Origin of the sequence: Curtobacterium sp. 1310 (assembly GCF_017834105.1) — a bacterium.
Lineage (GTDB): Bacteria > Actinomycetota > Actinomycetes > Actinomycetales > Microbacteriaceae > Curtobacterium.
Genome location: NZ_JAFICY010000002.1, coordinates 368,463 through 383,449, shown reverse-complemented (window position 1 = coordinate 383,449; position 14,987 = coordinate 368,463). Strand labels below are relative to the sequence as shown.

14 protein-coding genes are annotated in these 14,987 nt (G+C 69.9%); 8 read left to right on the top strand and 6 right to left on the bottom strand.

All coding sequences use genetic code 11. The features are described 5' to 3' along the window. Window positions 1-31 precede the first annotated feature (31 nt). Genes JOD95_RS05895 through JOD95_RS05885 form a run of 3 tightly spaced genes read right to left on the bottom strand, consistent with a single transcriptional unit; the run spans window position 32 to window position 3,166 of the window. Window positions 32-922, bottom strand: coding sequence for a carbohydrate ABC transporter permease (locus JOD95_RS05895; protein WP_209683854.1), 891 nt, complete (start codon window positions 920-922; stop codon window positions 32-34). Then, window positions 919-1,869 carry a carbohydrate ABC transporter permease gene (locus tag JOD95_RS05890; protein ID WP_245171594.1) on the bottom strand — a complete coding sequence of 317 codons (951 nt, stop codon included), beginning with the start codon at window positions 1,867-1,869 and terminating at the stop codon, window positions 919-921. The genes JOD95_RS05895 and JOD95_RS05890 overlap by 4 nt, the downstream gene beginning before the upstream one ends. A 58-nt stretch (window positions 1,870-1,927) precedes the next feature. After that, a complete protein-coding gene (locus JOD95_RS05885) occupies window positions 1,928-3,166 on the bottom strand; it encodes a sugar ABC transporter substrate-binding protein (protein ID WP_066652409.1) in 1,239 nt (412 codons plus the stop codon). A gap of 247 nt (window positions 3,167-3,413) precedes the next feature. Between JOD95_RS05885 and JOD95_RS05880 the strand changes: the two genes are divergently transcribed. The 4 genes from JOD95_RS05880 to JOD95_RS05865 all read left to right on the top strand — a co-directional run bounded on the left by JOD95_RS05880 (window position 3,414) and on the right by JOD95_RS05865 (window position 7,741). After that, window positions 3,414-4,433 (top strand): LacI family DNA-binding transcriptional regulator, encoded by a 1,020-nt coding sequence (locus JOD95_RS05880; protein WP_245171591.1) that lies wholly within the window; start codon window positions 3,414-3,416, stop codon window positions 4,431-4,433. Between the two features lie 160 nt (window positions 4,434-4,593). Further along, complete coding sequence (locus JOD95_RS05875; RefSeq protein WP_209683851.1) at window positions 4,594-5,913, top strand: ABC transporter substrate-binding protein; 1,320 nt, start codon at window positions 4,594-4,596, stop codon at window positions 5,911-5,913. Between the two features lie 98 nt (window positions 5,914-6,011). Continuing rightward, the gene (locus JOD95_RS05870; RefSeq protein ID WP_066652417.1) at window positions 6,012-6,893 is read left to right on the top strand and encodes a carbohydrate ABC transporter permease; all 882 of its coding nucleotides are present in this window, start codon (window positions 6,012-6,014) and stop codon (window positions 6,891-6,893) included. Then, window positions 6,893-7,741 (top strand): carbohydrate ABC transporter permease, encoded by an 849-nt coding sequence (locus JOD95_RS05865; protein WP_081984659.1) that lies wholly within the window; start codon window positions 6,893-6,895, stop codon window positions 7,739-7,741. Before JOD95_RS05870 ends, JOD95_RS05865 begins: the two co-directional genes overlap by 1 nt. 135 nt (window positions 7,742-7,876) lie before the next feature. Here JOD95_RS05865 and JOD95_RS05860 read toward each other — a convergent pair whose 3' ends face one another. Together JOD95_RS05860 and JOD95_RS05855 are read right to left on the bottom strand one after the other, a co-directional pair. After that, window positions 7,877-8,029: a hypothetical protein gene (locus tag JOD95_RS05860; RefSeq protein ID WP_209683848.1), complete on the bottom strand. Its 153-nt coding sequence runs from the start codon at window positions 8,027-8,029 to the stop codon at window positions 7,877-7,879. A 161-nt stretch (window positions 8,030-8,190) separates the two neighbouring features. Next, window positions 8,191-8,637: a MarR family winged helix-turn-helix transcriptional regulator gene (locus JOD95_RS05855; protein ID WP_209683845.1), complete on the bottom strand. Its 447-nt coding sequence runs from the start codon at window positions 8,635-8,637 to the stop codon at window positions 8,191-8,193. A 121-nt stretch (window positions 8,638-8,758) separates the two neighbouring features. Here JOD95_RS05855 and JOD95_RS16865 point away from each other — a divergent pair, with 121 nt between their 5' ends. Beyond that, entirely contained in the window at window positions 8,759-9,745 is a 987-nt protein-coding gene (locus tag JOD95_RS16865; RefSeq protein WP_209683842.1) for a helix-turn-helix domain-containing protein, read from the top strand. Window positions 9,746-10,475: 730 nt separating this feature from the next. Here the strand turns inward: JOD95_RS16865 and JOD95_RS05845 are convergent. Further along, window positions 10,476-11,504 (bottom strand): LacI family DNA-binding transcriptional regulator, encoded by a 1,029-nt coding sequence (locus tag JOD95_RS05845; RefSeq protein WP_209683839.1) that lies wholly within the window; start codon window positions 11,502-11,504, stop codon window positions 10,476-10,478. 158 nt (window positions 11,505-11,662) lie between these two features. Between JOD95_RS05845 and JOD95_RS05840 the strand changes: the two genes are divergently transcribed. The 3 genes from JOD95_RS05840 to JOD95_RS05830 are packed head-to-tail and all read left to right on the top strand — an operon-like array spanning window position 11,663 to window position 14,876. Continuing rightward, complete coding sequence (locus JOD95_RS05840) at window positions 11,663-12,961, top strand: ABC transporter substrate-binding protein (RefSeq protein WP_209683836.1); 1,299 nt, start codon at window positions 11,663-11,665, stop codon at window positions 12,959-12,961. 2 nt (window positions 12,962-12,963) lie between these two features. Beyond that, window positions 12,964-13,983 (top strand): carbohydrate ABC transporter permease, encoded by a 1,020-nt coding sequence (locus JOD95_RS05835; protein ID WP_058728968.1) that lies wholly within the window; start codon window positions 12,964-12,966, stop codon window positions 13,981-13,983. After that, on the top strand, window positions 13,983-14,876 hold the full coding sequence (locus JOD95_RS05830) for a carbohydrate ABC transporter permease (RefSeq protein ID WP_066652437.1): 894 nt from the start codon (window positions 13,983-13,985) through the stop codon (window positions 14,874-14,876). The genes JOD95_RS05835 and JOD95_RS05830 overlap by 1 nt, the downstream gene beginning before the upstream one ends. Window positions 14,877-14,987 lie beyond the last annotated feature (111 nt).

The window sequence follows — 14,987 nt, the reverse complement described above, 5'->3', positions numbered from 1 at the left end:
GGGGTGGCGTGGAGCACGTCGGCGGCGGTCGTCACTTGACCGCCCCGCCGAGTGCACCGGCGGAGATGTAGCGCTGGGCGACGATGAGGAGCACGGCCGCCGGCAGGGACGCGAGGACCGACGTCGCCATGACGGGCCCCCAGTCGGTGACGTTCGAGCCGATGTAGTTGTAGATGCCGAGCGTGATCGGTCGGACCGCGTCGGTCGAGGTGAGCGTGAGCGCGATGAGGAAGTCGCCCCACGCGCCGAGGAACGTGAAGAGTGCCGCGGTGACGATGGCGTTGCGGCTGATCGGCAGCACGATCGACACGAAGGCACGCAGGTCGTTCGCCCCGTCGACGAGCGCGGCCTCGACCAGGCTCGGCGGGATCGACTCCATGAACGCCCGCATGAGCAGGATCGCGAAGGGCACCTGCACGGCGCTGTCGGCCAGGATCAGCCCGACGTAGCTGTTGAGCAGCCCGACGTTGTTGAAGAGCGTGTACAGCGCGTTGGCGATCACGATGCCGGGGATCATCTGCGTGATGAGCAGCACGAGCAGGAACACCTTCGTGCCGCGCATCCGGAACCGGGCGAGGCCGTACGCCGCCGGGGTCGCGATCGCCAGCGTGAGCACGACGGTGCCGAGACCGATGATCATGCTCGACACGAAGTTCTGCCCCTGCTGGGCGAAGGCCGCCCGGTAGCCGGCGAACGTCGGGTTCCACGGGAACCAGGTCGCGGTGGCGGCTCCCGAGGTGGCCTGGAGGCTCGTGTTCACCATCCAGTACACGGGGAAGACCATGATCGCGAGGAACACGATCCCGAGGATGGTGAACGGCAACCCCTTCGCGGTGCGGCGCGGGCGGGGCGCTCGTGCGCTCCGCTTCGTCGTGATCGCGCGGGTGACGGTGACGGTCTGGTTCGCGAGTCCGACGCTCATTCGTCGACCGCCTTCCGGGAGATCGCGATGTAGACCATCGCGAAGACGAACGAGACGACGATGAGCACGTTGCTCACCGCGGCTCCGATGCCGAACTGGAAGTTGATGAACGACTGGTGGTAGGCGTTCGTGGCGAGCGTCTGCGTCGAGTTCGCGGGACCGCCGCCGGTCAGGCCGAGGATGATGTCGACGACCTTCAGCGTGTAGACGACCCCGAGCACGATCACCACGCTCACGACGCTCCGGATGCTCGGCCAGGTGATGTACCAGAACGCCTTCACGCCGGTGGCGCCGTCGAGGGCGCCCGCTTCGTAGAGCTCCGGCGGGACGGACTGCAGCCCGCTGTACAGGATCGTCGTGTTGAACGGGATGCCGAGCCAGACGTTCACACCGATGACGGCGATGAGGGCCAGGCTCGGGCTGACCAGCCACGGCACGGGGCCGATGCCGACGACGCCGAGCAGCTGGTTCAGCGCACCGCTGTCCTGGTCGAGCAGCCACTTCCACACCGCGCTCGACGCGATGAGGGGGAGCAGCCACGGCAGGAGCAGCAGGCCGCGCAGGAAGCCCGACAGCGGGAAGTGCCGCCGGAAGAACAGCGCGAGGCCGAGGCCGAGGACGAACTGCAGGACGATCGAGCCCGCGGTGAACAGGGCGGTGTTGACGACGCTGGTCGTGAAGACGCTGCTCGAGAAGACCGCGACGTAGTTGCCGAGGCCGACCCAGGGGGCCTCGCCGGTGAAGAAGGTCTTCGTCGTGTAGTCCTGGAACGACATCAGGATGTTCTTGACCACGGGGTAGCCGAAGAACAGGGCCACGAACACCGCGGCCGGCACGACGAAGAGCCAGCGGGTGATGGACGACCGGAGGCGCGCGCGGCGCTGTCCGGGGCGGGCGGGGGCCGCGGGCGTCGTCGCCCGGGGCCGGATCTGCGTGGAGGCGCTCATGTCAGGTCCTTCCGTCAGGGAACGGGGAGCCGGTCTCGCGACCGGCTCCCCGGCTCCGCTACTGGTTCTGCGACTGCGCCTGCTCGAGCGCCTGCTCGGGGTCGGCCTTGCCGGTCAGTGCGAGCTGCACGGCGGTGTAGATCCTCGTGGCGGCCTTGGGCCAGTCCGGTCCGAGCTCGGCCGTCCGGGCCCGGGCGGTCTGCACGGTGGTGACGAACGAGGCCACGTCGGCGTGGTCCTCGGCCCACTTCTTGCCGACCTCGATGTTGGTGGGCACGTTGCCGCTGACCCCGGCCAGGACGGCCTGCATCTTGTCGCTGTTCAGGCACCCGACGAACTTGCCGGCGAGCTGCATCGTGTCCTTGTTCCCGGTCTGCGGGACGGTGAAGGCCTCGCCGCCGAGCGGGGCGACGGTCTCGGACCCGGTGCGCGTCGGGATCGGGACGCTGTCGAACTCCAGGTCCTTCGCCTTCTTGAGCGCCGGTAGCTGCCACGGACCGTTGATCATCATCGCGGCCTTGCCGGCGATGAACTGGTTGTTGACGTCGGCCTGCGCCCAGTTGATCGAGCTCTTCGACATCGAGCCGTCGTCCTGCAGGTCCTGCACGAGCTGCAGCGCCTGGGCGGCCTCGGGCGTCGCGATGTCCTTCTCGTCGCCGCCGTTCGACCAGAAGAACGGCAGGAACTGCCAGGTGCCCTCGTAGGTGTTGATGTTGCTCATCGCGAAGCCGTACGTCGACCCGTTCGTGAGCTTCTTCGCGGCTTCCTTGAGCTCGTCCCACGTCTTGGGCGGCTGGACGCCTGCCTCGTCGAGCAGCTTCTTGTTGTAGTACAGCGCGATGGAGTTCGTGTTCGGCTGCAGCCCGTAGAGCTTGCCCTCGAACGTGTTCGCGCCCTTCACGCCGGGGACGTCGTCGTCCGCGTCGAGGCCGTAGTCGGCGAGGTCGGACAGCGCCCCGGACGAGGCGATCTGCTGCACGTCGGGGTTGTCGAGCATGAGCACGTCGGGCAGGGTGCGCGACGACGCCTGCTGCAGGACCTTCGAGATGAGGCCGGCGCCGGCGACGTGGTTGATCTTCACCTCGACGCCGACGTCCTTCGCGCACTGCTGGTACACGGGGTCGTAGTTGGCGTCGTAGTAGTCCTCGATCGTGAGGGTCTTGCCGCCGCCGCCGGACGACGATGCGTTGCCGGAGCCGGAGCACCCGGCCAGGACGAGGGGGACCGTCGCGACGATCGCGGCGGCGCCGACGAGGGCGCGGCCCCGGCGGGACGTGGAGCGGAAACCAGGCTTCATTGCACTGCTCTTCTCTTCGCGGATGCGGGGAAGGACACGGTGCGTCGACTCCACTGACGTCGTCGTCGCGGTGGTCCTGGGGCGAGAAGCTAACAGAAAAGCGCTTCACCTGTAAAGCGCTTTTCTGGTTCCGGTGCGGGTCTATGCTCGTGACCACCGCAGTGCACGCGGAGCAGGACGGCACCGTCGCCGGCCTGCCGCCGGACGTGCACGGAACCCGACGGTGCCGATCGATCAGGAGGGGCCGATGGCCACGATGCAGCAGGTCGCCGACCGCGCCGGCGTCTCCATCGCGACGGTGTCGTTCGTGGTGAACGGCACGAAGTACGTCACGCCGGCGACGACGGCGAAGGTCACCGCGGCGATGCGCGAGCTGAAGTTCCGCGGCAACGTCGTGGCGCGCGCGCTCGCCAGCCGGCGGACGCGGATCATCGCCCTGCTCTTCCCGACCACGGGCAACCGCTTCAGCCCGACCACGTCCGAGTTCTTCATGAACGCCGCGGAGCGGGCCTCCGAGCGCGGGTACCACCTGGTGCTCTGGCCCGTCGACCCGGCCGGCGACGACCTCGACGACCTCGTCTCCGGCGGTCTCGTCGACGGCGTCGTCCTCATGGAGGTGCGGATGGACGACCCGCGCGTGGTCAAGCTGTCCGAGCTCGGGGTGCCCTTCACCCTGATCGGCCGGACGCGCGACGCGGACGAGCTGCCGTACGTGGACATCGACTTCGAGACCACCATCGAGGACGGACTCGACCACCTGCAGGGTCTCGGCCACCGGCGCTTCGGGCTCGTGCTCGAGAGCCTCGAGGGCACACCGATGGCCGGGTACGCACCGCACCTGCGGGTCGAGGACACCTTCCGCCGCTCGGTCGCCGAGCGCGGCGGTGCGGGAACGATCGTGTACGCCGGCCCCGGGAGCGAGGGCGGTCGCGACGCCGCCCGACGCCTGCTCGAGGCGGACCCGGACGTCACCGCGGTGCTCGTGATGAAGGACGACTCGTCCGCCGGTCTGCTGGTCGGTCTCTACGCCGCGGGTCGACGGGTGCCTGATGACGTCTCGGTGCTCAGCATCGCGTCGTCGGCCGCAGCGGGGGACCAGCACCACCCCCGCCTGTCGACGATGATCGCGCCCGGTCGCGAGCTCGGCGTGCGCGCGGCCGACGCGCTGATCGACCGCCTCGACGGCACGTCCGTCGAGCTCCCGCACTTCCTGCTGCCCTGCGTGCTCCGCCCCGCCGAGTCGACGGCCCCCGCACCCACCCGCTGACCCGCGCGGCCACGCCTCGGACGGGAGGCACGTGGCGGGCCCGCACCGCGCCTCCCGTCCGTCGCCTACTCAGGCTCCCTGTGCGGTCGCTCAGGCGCGCTTGGTTCTGTGGTGCCACGTGATCGCCGGGTGCTCGCGCACCCTTCGTCGAGGAGGACGGATGGCAATCGACCGCAGGCTCTTCCTGCTCGGGGGCACGGGGGTGCTGCTGCTCGCCGGCTGCTCCACCCGGCCGGAGCGCACCACCGTCGAGCAGTGGCCCACCGACCCGCCCGAGGGCGACGTCACGATCAGCTGGTGGGCGGGGCAGGTGGCCTCGAAGGACGGCGGTGACCTCCGTCGCCGGTTGATCGCGGAGTTCCAGAAGGAGCACCCGAACATCCGCGTGCGGATCGTCAGCGCCCCGAGCGACACCGACACGAACCGCACCAGCCTGACGACGCAGATCGCCGCGGGGAGCCCGACACCGGACGTGTACCTGGGCGACGTCGCGTGGCCCGGGCAGTTCGCGAAGAACAAGCTCGCGACCCCGGTGAACCAGCTCGTCGGCGAGGACTTCTTCGAGCAGTTCCCCGAGGGACTCCGGCTGGCCGCCAGCGTCGACGGGACCTACTACATGTTCCCGCTCTACATCGACGAGTCGTTCTTCCTGTACCGGCAGGACCTGCTCGACAAGCACGGGTTCCAGGTCCCGCGCTCGTGGGAGGAGGTCAAGGAGACCGCCGCGAAGCTCGTCGACGCGGGCGACGTCGACTACGGGCTGGCGTTCCAGGGGGACGTGTACGAGGGCCTCACCTGCAACGTCACCGAGTTCGTCGCCGACGCGGGCGGCTCGCTGCTCAACGACGACCTGACGAAGCCCGCGACCACGAGCTCGGAGACGAAGCGCGCCTTCGAGTTCATGCGGTCGCTCATCACCGACGGCGCCGCACCGCGCGCGACCCTGACGTACCAGGAGCAGGACACGAACGACGCCTTCGCGGGCGGTCGCGCCGCGTTCCTGCGCAACTGGTCGTACGCGTGGGGCATCGCGAACGGGCCGGACTCCGCGGTCGCGGGCAAGGTCGGTCTCGCCGCTCGCCCGACCTTCGACGGCACGGACGAGCACCACTCGACGATCGGCGGGTGGGGGAACTACATCAACCCGCACACCCAGCAGCCCGCGGCGGCGCTGACCTTCGCGGCCTGGATGTCGAGCGAGACGGCGCAGCAGTTCCTCACCCGCGAGGGCGGTGTCCTGCCGGCCCGCAGCGCGAGCCTGGTCAGCGACGACGCGAAGCGGCAGAACCGCCCGACCTACGACACCGCGGCGGGCATCACGCTCGTTCCCCGTCCGACCTCGACGGCGTACTACCCGAAGGTCTCGCAGGGCGTGTACCAGAACGGCAACAGCATCCTCGGCGGGCAGGCCTCCGTCGACGGCGGCACCCGCGCGATGGCCTCCGCGATCTCGCTCGCCCTGACCGGGGACGCACTGTGAGCGCCGGCACCGCGACGCGGACGCCGGCCGGTGCCGCCGGGGGACGGACTCCGGGGAGGAGGCCCGACGGGTACCGCCCGACGAGCGCACGGTCGCGGATGGAGCGCGTCCGTGCCCGGGGCGCGTGGGGCTTCGCCGCCCCGGCGCTCCTGGTCGTCGCCGCGGTCACGATCTTCCCGGTGGTGTACTCGATCGTCCTGAGCTTCGCGGACGTCGAGATCGGCTACGACGGCTTCACGATCCAGGGCTTCGGCCTCGGCAACTACGCGGCCCTGCTGCAGAGCGCCGACTGGTACCGGGCGCTCGGCTTCACGGTGCTGTACACGGTCGTCACGGTGTCCGTGGAGCTCGTCCTCGGCATGCTCGTCGCCCTGGTGCTCGAACGGCTCGGGGTCACCCGCGGCTGGATGCTCGCGCTGCTCCTCGTGCCGTGGTCGCTCGTGACGATCGTGAACGCACAGCTGTGGAAGTACATCTACGACTCGACGTACGGCGTCGCGACGTGGTTCTTCGGGCTGTTCGGCGACGCCCCGGTGATCCTCGGCGAACCCGTCCCCGCGATCACGGGTCTGATGGTCGCGGACATCTGGAAGACCACGCCGTTCGTGGCGATCATCCTGCTCGCGGGCCTCGTCCAGATCTCGGAGGACCTCTACGAGGCCGCCGAGCTCGACGGGGCGAACGGGTGGCAGACGTTCTGGCGCGTCGTCGTCCCGCAGCTGGCTCCGACCCTGACGATCGCGGTCCTGTTCCGCGTGCTGCAGGCGTTCGGCGTCTTCGACCTGCCGTTCGTGCTGACGAACGGCGGACCGGGCACCACCACCCAGTCGCTCGCGATCATGGGCTACAAGGTGCTCTTCCAGGACATCAACATCGGACCGGGCGCAGCGATCGCGACCAGTACCGCGGTCATCGTGGCCGTCGGGTGCCTGCTCTTCCTGCGGGCGTTCCGGAACCAGGCGAAGGGAGGGGATGCCTGATGCCCCGTCAACGTGTCCGCAAGGGCTGGCGGAAGTGGGTCAACACCGTCAACGTCAGCGGTGTCGTCATCGCCGTGCTCACCGCGCTGCCGCTCTACTGGCTCGTCTCGACCTCGCTCAAGCCGTCGTCGGAGATCGCCCAGTCGCCGCCGACCGTCGTGCCGCAGTCGCTGACGTTCGACAACTTCGTCGTGGCCTTCCGCGACAACGCCCTCGGGCAGTACATGGTGAACAGCATCGTGGTGTCGGTGGCGACGACGGTCATCGTGCTCGCGCTGTCGTTCCTCGCCGGCTACGCCCTCGCCGGGCGGTGGATCAAGGGCCGCACGGCGATCATGACCTCGCTGCTCATGCTGTCCGTCTTCCCGGCGATCGCGGTCCTGACGCCGCTGTACCTGCTCGAGCGGAACCTCGGGCTGCTCAACTCGTACCCGGGCCTGGTCGTGCCGTACGTCGCGTTCAACCTGCCCTTCGCCATCTGGATCATGCGCAACTACCTGCAGGGGATCCCCTCGACCATCGAGGAGGCCTCCGAGATCGACGGCGCCGGCGCCTGGCGCACCGTGCTGTCGGTGATCCTGCCCATGGCGAAGCCCGGGCTCTTCACCGTCGGGGTGTTCACCTTCACGGCGTCGTGGAGCGAGTTCCTCATGGCGCTCACGTTCAACAGCGAGAACTCGTTCCGGACCATCCCGGTCGGCATCGCCCTGTTCGGGACCCAGTTCACCGTGCCGTTCGCGCAGATCTTCGCGGCGAGCGTCGCCGCGACGATCCCGATCGTCATCCTCGTGCTGGTGTTCCGCCGCTCGATCGTCTCCGGGCTCACCAGCGGAGCGGTCAAGGGGTGACGTCCGCAGCCTCGGTGACCGCGGACCGGTCGCCGGCCCCGTGACGGACGGGAGGCCCGTGGCGATCCCGCCACGGGCCTCCCGTCCGTCACCCGGCCGGTGCGCGCTCGTCGCGGCCCGGACGGTGCCGTGCCGTCAGCGACGTGCGTCGCGCGCGGTGTCGGTGAAGAAGTCGGCGTACAGGCCGTTCACGTCCTGCAGCTCGCCGTACTTCCACCGCTTGCGCATCCGGCGGAACGTCTCGATGCGCACCGGGTCGATGCCCGGCTCGGACTGGTACGAACCCATGGTTCCTCCCCGTTTCCCTGATCCACCCCCGTGTGGGGGTACCCAGTGGTGACGGTACGGGCAGAGCGGCTCCGCGTCCGGCAAGATAGGTCGGGAAGTTACCTAACTGCGCTTGTTGGACAAACGTTCGAGCAGGGTCCTCGGCCGCCCGTAGCCTGCCGTCAGGGGGTCGGAGCGCCGTACTCGAGCGCCTCGATCACACGATCGATCACGCGGACGTACCGCGTGGTCTCGCGCTCGGAGAAGGAGGACAGGAGCTCGTGCAGGTGCTCGTTCGTGCTGTCCATCGCCGCGGCGTAGGCGCGCTGCGTCTCCGGCGTGAGCTCGATGAACCGGCTGCGGCCGTCCTCCGGGTTCGGCACGCGGCACAGGTGCCCGGCGCGTTCGAGCCGGTCGACCGTCCCCGTGACCGCCGGGCCCGTCAGGCCGAGGTGCGACACGAGGTCCTTCACCCGGACCGTCCGGTCGGCCGCAGCGGCGCGGGCGACGAACTGCAGGACCGTGAGGTCCGAGCCGGAGACGGAGAGGCGTTCCCGCAGTCGGCCGCGGAGGGCACCCATCGCGGCTTCGAGCCGGGTGATCGCCGCCGTCAGGTCGATCTCACTCACGTGGTCGCCCCCTCCGTGCGCATCGGTCGTGCGCGACACTACGCGGCACCCACCCCAGAACCGTATCCGGATAACGAGGAAGCATGCGCCATCTGGACAGAGCCACGCCGACGGACCTGCCGTGGCTGACCCGTTGATCGAGGCGTTCGGCGCCGAGGAGACCATCGCACCGGTGCGGTTCGAGGTGTCCGGGACGCGCCCGGACACCGCCGTCCGCGACCTCGGCGGCATCTACGCGGGGGAGCGGTGGAGCGCCGTGCCGTCCCACGGACGGTTCGACTACCGCTACACCGCGATCGGGGACAGCGAGGTCACCATCCGGCGCTCCCAGATGCACGGCGAGATCCGGGGCTGGATGCCCGTCGGCTCGGTCGACTACGTCGTCACGTGGATCAGCACCGGCACGGGTGAGCTCGAGATGCGCGGTGAGCGCTGGCCCATGCTGCACGACACCCCCGTGATGTTCCCCGCCGACGAGGAGTTCGGCTTCGTCACCGCGGACTACGACCAGCGGCTGGTGCACTTCGACCGCGAGTTCGTCCGACGTGTCGCCGCGGCGCGGTCGGACATCGCGGACCGGCCGATGCGGTTCGACCCACGACGCGGTGCCGACGAGTCGATCGAGCACCGCTGGCAGGGTGCCCTGACGGCGTTGTCCCGGGCGCTGCGCGTCGGCGGACCGGACTCGGACGCGTGGCAGGACGCCAAGGTCACCGCTGCCGAGGTCTTCCTCGACATGTTCCCGCCGCAGAGCGACGACCTGCCCGACGTGCTGGAGCAGCCGCGGAACGCCCGGCTCCGGGCCGCCGTGGAGTACATCCACGCGCACGCCGCCGAACCGGTGTCGATCGTCGACCTGTCCGAGGTCGCGGGGTTGAGCGTGCGGTCCGTCCAGGAGTCCTTCCGGCGGGTCTTCGACGTCTCCCCGCTGACCTACCTGCGCCACGTGCGGCTCGACCGCGTGCACGAGGAGCTCCTCGAGGCAGGACCGCAGGCCGGTGCCGTCGGGGACATCGCGCGCCGGTGGGGCTTCGCGCACCTCGGGCGGTTCTCGGCGTCCTACGCCGAGCGCTTCGGCGAGTACCCGAAGCAGACGCTGCGGCGCTGAGCGCTGCGCCGCGGGTGGCGCCGCACCGGTCGGCGCAGCGCGCAGCGGCGGGCGCGACGTGCTCACGCACGACCAGGAGCACGTCGCGCCACGGAACGCCGTGGCGCGACGTGCCGTCGGTTGTGCCGCTGGCGCCGCGGGCGCGAGGGGCGCGAGCGGCGCGGCCTGCGCCGCTGTCGGCGGGTGCGACGTGCTCACGCGACACCAGGAGCACGTCGCGCCACGGAACGCCGTGGCGCGACGTGCCGTCGGTTGTGCCGCTGGCGCCGCGGGCGCGAGGGGCGCGGCCCGCGCCGCGGCAACGACGTGATTCCGTCTCCCGACTGCGGCGCACTGTCGCTCCCGCGGACGACTCGCGCCACCGTGCAGCAGGCGAGCACCGCCGGACGGGAGGCGCGGTGCCAGGTCGCCGCGCGCCTCCCGTCCGTCGACCCGTCGCGACGGCTGAGCGGGTACGACACGCCGCGGGCGTGCGTCGGGCGGGTGCGATCGGTTGTCAGCAGTGCCGAGCGTGACGGATGTTGCCCGCTCGTCGTGCCGACGGGAGGCGCGGCGCCTGCCGCGCGCCTCCCGTCCGTCGACCTGTCCGTCGGCCCGTCGCGACGGCTGAGCGGGTACGGCACGCCGCGGGCGTGCGTCGGGCGGGTGCGATCGGTTGCCAGCAGCGCCGAGGGTGACGGATGTGGCCCGCTCGTCGTGCGGACGGGAGGCGCGGCGCCGGGCGCGCGCCTCAGGCGTGCGCCGGCGCCGTGCTGCTCCGGACGCGCAGCGTCGAGCGCAGGCGCACGTGGTCGCTCGTGGGTTCGCCGCGGAGCATGGCGAGGAGCATCGCGACCGCGCTCGCGCCGAGTTCGGCGAGCGGCTGGGCCACGGTGGTGAGCGGCGGCGTCGTGGTCGACGCCTGCGGGACGTCGTCGAACCCGACGACCGACAGGTCCTCGGGCACGCGCAGCCCCAGCGACGCCGCGGCGTGCAGCACGCCGATGGCCGACGAGTCGTTCGCGGCGAACACCGCCGTCGGCCGGTCGGGCAGCGTGAGGAGCTCGTGCGCGACGGCTGCCGAGCGCTCCTCCTGGTAGTCACCGGCGCGCACGAGTCGCTCGTCGACCGCGATGCAGGCGGCGGCGAGGGCGTCCCGGTAGCCGGTCTCGCGGAGCTGCGACGACGCCAGGTCACTGCGCCCCTGCACGTGGGCGATGCGGGTGTGCCCGAGCTCGAGCAGGTGGTCCACGGCGTCCCGGGCCCCGGCGACGTTGTCGGTGTCGACGGTCGCGTGGCCCTCCGGCCCGGTGTGCGGGTCGATCGCGACGACGGGGATCGACGCTCCCGACAGGGCGGCGGAGGGGGTCACGACGATGGCGCCGTCGATGAGCGTTCCGGACAGGCGTGAGAGCGAGCGGCGTTCCCACCCGGGCTGCCCCGTGCCGGCCTCGAGTCCGGCGTAGGCGAGCAGCTCGTAGCCGGTCCCCGTGGTCGCCGCCGAGACGCCGCGCAGGAGCTCGGTCGAGAACGGCTCGAACTCGGGGACCAGGATGCCGATGACGTTGGTGCGGGAGCTCCGCAGGCTGCGCGCGACGAGGGACGTCTCGTAGCCCAGGCGCTCGACCACCTCCTGGACGCGGAGCATGGTCGCGGGCGCCACGCCGTCGCGGTTGTTGACCACCTTCGACACGGTCGGGATCGAGACGCCGGCGGCACGCGCGACGTCCGCGATCGTGACCCGCCCCGGTCCGGGCGTGTGGTCGACGGCGGTCTGCATGTGCTCACCGTACCGCCGCCACAGCGTTCCGCCAGCGGACACATCACGGTTAGAAAACGTTATCGATAACGATTGACAAGCCCGTGGAGCAGCTGGCACGCTCTCCGCAGCGGCATCGACTGCCGCGAACGTCAACGACGACACCGAGGAGTTCCACGATGACGAGGAAGATCCGTGCCGCGGCAGCCATCGCGCTGGTCGGGGCCACCGCTCTCACGCTGGCGGGTTGTTCCGCCGGCGGCAGCGACCCGTCGGAGGACGGCGGCAAGGTCACGATGACCTTCTGGCACAACTCGACCACCGGTCCGGGCAAGGCCTACTGGGACAGCACCGTCAAGGCGTTCGAGGAGAAGTACCCGAACGTCACCATCAAGACCCAGGCGATCCAGAACGAGGACCTGGACGGCAAGCTCCAGACCGCGCTCAACTCCGGTGACGGCCCGGACGTCTTCCTGCAGCGCGGCGGCGGCAAGATGGACGCGATGATCGCAGCCGGTCAGCTCATGGACATCTCCGACTCGATCAGCGACGACGCGAAGCAGTCGATCAGCAAGGGCACCTTCGCCGGGTACGAGAAGGACGGGAAGACCTACGCCATGCCGGGCGCCGTGCTCCCCGAGGGCATCTGGTACTCGAAGGACCTGTTCGAGCAGGCCGGCATCGACGGCACCCCGACCACGATGGACGAGCTGAACGAGGACATCGCCAAGCTCAAGGCCAAGGACATCGACCCGGTGGCCGTCGGCGCGAAGGACGCCTGGCCCGCCGCGCACTGGTACTACAACTTCGCGCTCCGCGAGTGCAGCGAGAAGACGCTGAACGACGCGGCGAAGACGCTGAAGTTCGACGACGCGTGCTGGACCAAGGCCGGCCAGCAGCTCGAGGACTTCAACGCGACGAAGCCCTTCAACCAGGGCTTCCTCACCACCGCCGCGCAGCAGGGCGCCGGCAGCTCGGCCGGACTCCTGGCGAACCACAAGGCCGCGATGGAGCTCATGGGCGCCTGGGACCCGGGCGTGATCGCCTCGCTGACCCCCGACGCGAAGCCGCTCGGCGACCTCGGGTGGTTCCCGTTCCCCGCGGTGGACGGCGGCAAGGGTGACCCGAAGTCGATGATGGGTGGTGTCGACGGCAACTCCTGCTCGGCACAGGCCCCGAAGAAGGCCTGCACGGACTTCCTCAACTTCATCGTGCAGAAGGACAACCAGGAGGCGTACTACAAGGCCTTCAACGCGATCCCCGTCAACAAGGACGCGCAGTCCGTCGTGTCCGAGCCCTATCTGAAGACGGCCCTCGCCGCCTACCAGGAGGCCCCGTTCGTCTCGCAGTACCTCGACACCCTGTACGGCCAGAACGTCGGCAACGCGCTGAACACCAGCGTCGTCGACCTGCTCGCCGGCAAGGGCAGCGCGAAGGACATCGTCGAGACCACCAACCAGGCCGCGGCCAAGGGCTGATCATGGCGCTCGACACCTCCCTCGGCACGACCCCGGCGAAGGCGTCGGGCACGGCTCCCGGGACGTCCCCGGCGGGGAGCGGTTCGCCGCTCCCCGCCCGGCGGACCGCCCAGCGCGTCGCCGACTGGCGCAAGCGCGTCGAGATCGCGGTCCTCGCCGGACCCGCGGTCATCGTCTTCGTGACGTTCGTCATCCTGCCGGTGGCGCTCGCCGCGTACTACGGCTTCTACAAGTGGCAGGGCTACGGCCCGCCGACGAACTTCGTCGGGCTGCAGAACTACCTGATCATCTTCCAGGACAAGGCGTTCCAGTCGGTCCTGCTGCACAACGGCTTCATCGTCGTGATGTCGCTCGTGCTCCAGGGCCCGATCGCCATCGTCCTCGCCCTGCTGCTCAACCAGAAGATGCGCGGCCGCGGGCTCGTCCGCGTGCTCGTCTTCGTGCCCTACGTGATCTCCGAGGTCATCGTCGGCACCGGCTGGAGCCTCATGCTGCAGTCCAACGGCGCCGTGAACGACCTGATGCAGGGCATCGGACTCGGCGGACTCCGTCAGGACTGGCTGTCCAACCCGGACATCGCCATCTGGAGCCTCCTCGCGATCATCTCGTGGAAGTACATCGGCTTCGCGGTGATCCTGTTCCTGGCCGGTCTGCAGAGCATCCCCGAGGAGCTCTTCGAGGCCGCGGCGATCGACGGTGCGAGCTACTGGCAGATCCAGCGCCGCATCACCCTGCCGCTGCTCGGCCCCACCATCCGCATCTGGGCGTTCCTGTCGATCATCGGTTCGCTCCAGCTGTTCGACCTCGTCTACATCATCTGGGGCCAGTACATCTCGTCGACCGCAGGGACCTCGACCATGGCGACGTACATGGTCGCGAACGGCCGGACCTCGGGGAACTACGGCTTCGGCAGTGCCGTCGCGGTGGTCATGTTCCTGATCTCGCTCGCCGTCGCCCTGGTCTACCAGCACTTCGTGCTCCGTCGGGACACCGCCGGCGCCATCACCGAGAGGAAGCACTGATGGCCGTCACCAGCGCCACCACCAACCTCGTCGCCCCCGGCCGCCGCGGTGCCCGGGCACGGAAGTCCGGCGCAGCACTCGGCCAGGCGAGCCCACTGACCTACGTCGTCGCGATCCTGTTCGTCGCCGCGAACCTCGCCCCGGTGCTCTACATCGTGCTGGGCGGGTTCCGGACGAACTCGCAGATCACGACGAGCCCGGCCGGTCTGCCGGCACCGTTCCAGTTCGGCAACTACGGATCGGTCCTGTCGAGCGGGATCTTCTGGCAGCAGCTCGGCAACTCGACGATCAGCGCGGTCACCACGACGCTCGGCGTCGTCGTGCTCGGGCTCATGGTCAGCTTCGTGCTCGCCCGCTACTCCTTCCGGGGTCGCGGTGCGGTGTACGCGCTGTTCGCCGCGGGCCTGATGTTCCCGATCACGGTCGCGATCACACCGCTCTACCTGCTCGTCAAGGACCTCGGTCTCACGAACAGCCTGGCGGGCGTGATCCTGCCGCAGATCGCCTTCGCCCTGCCGACGACCGTCATCATCCTGGTGCCGTTCCTGCGGGCGATCCCGGACGAGCTCGAGGAGGCCGCCTCGATCGACGGGGCCAGCCGCCTCGGCTTCTTCTTCCGGATGATCGTCCCGCTGTCCCTGCCCGGTGTGGTGACCGTCGGCATCCTGGCGTTCATCGGCAGCTGGAACAGCTACATCCTGCCGCTGTTCATCCTCAACAACGAGGCCGCCTACACGCTGCCGCTCGGCGTCCAGGCGTTCTCGTCGCAGTACTCCGTCGACACGGCGAAGGTGCTCGCCTTCACGTCGATGTCGATGATCCCCGCGCTGGTGTTCTTCACGATCTTCCAGAAGCGCATCGTCGGCGGTCTGACCGGGGCGGTGAAGGGGTGACCACGCTCGACCACACGGTCACCACCGACGGCACCACCGACGGCCAGGCGGCACGCGGCACGTCCGCACCGCGGCCCGCCGCCACCCGTGACGGACGGGAGGGACGTGGCG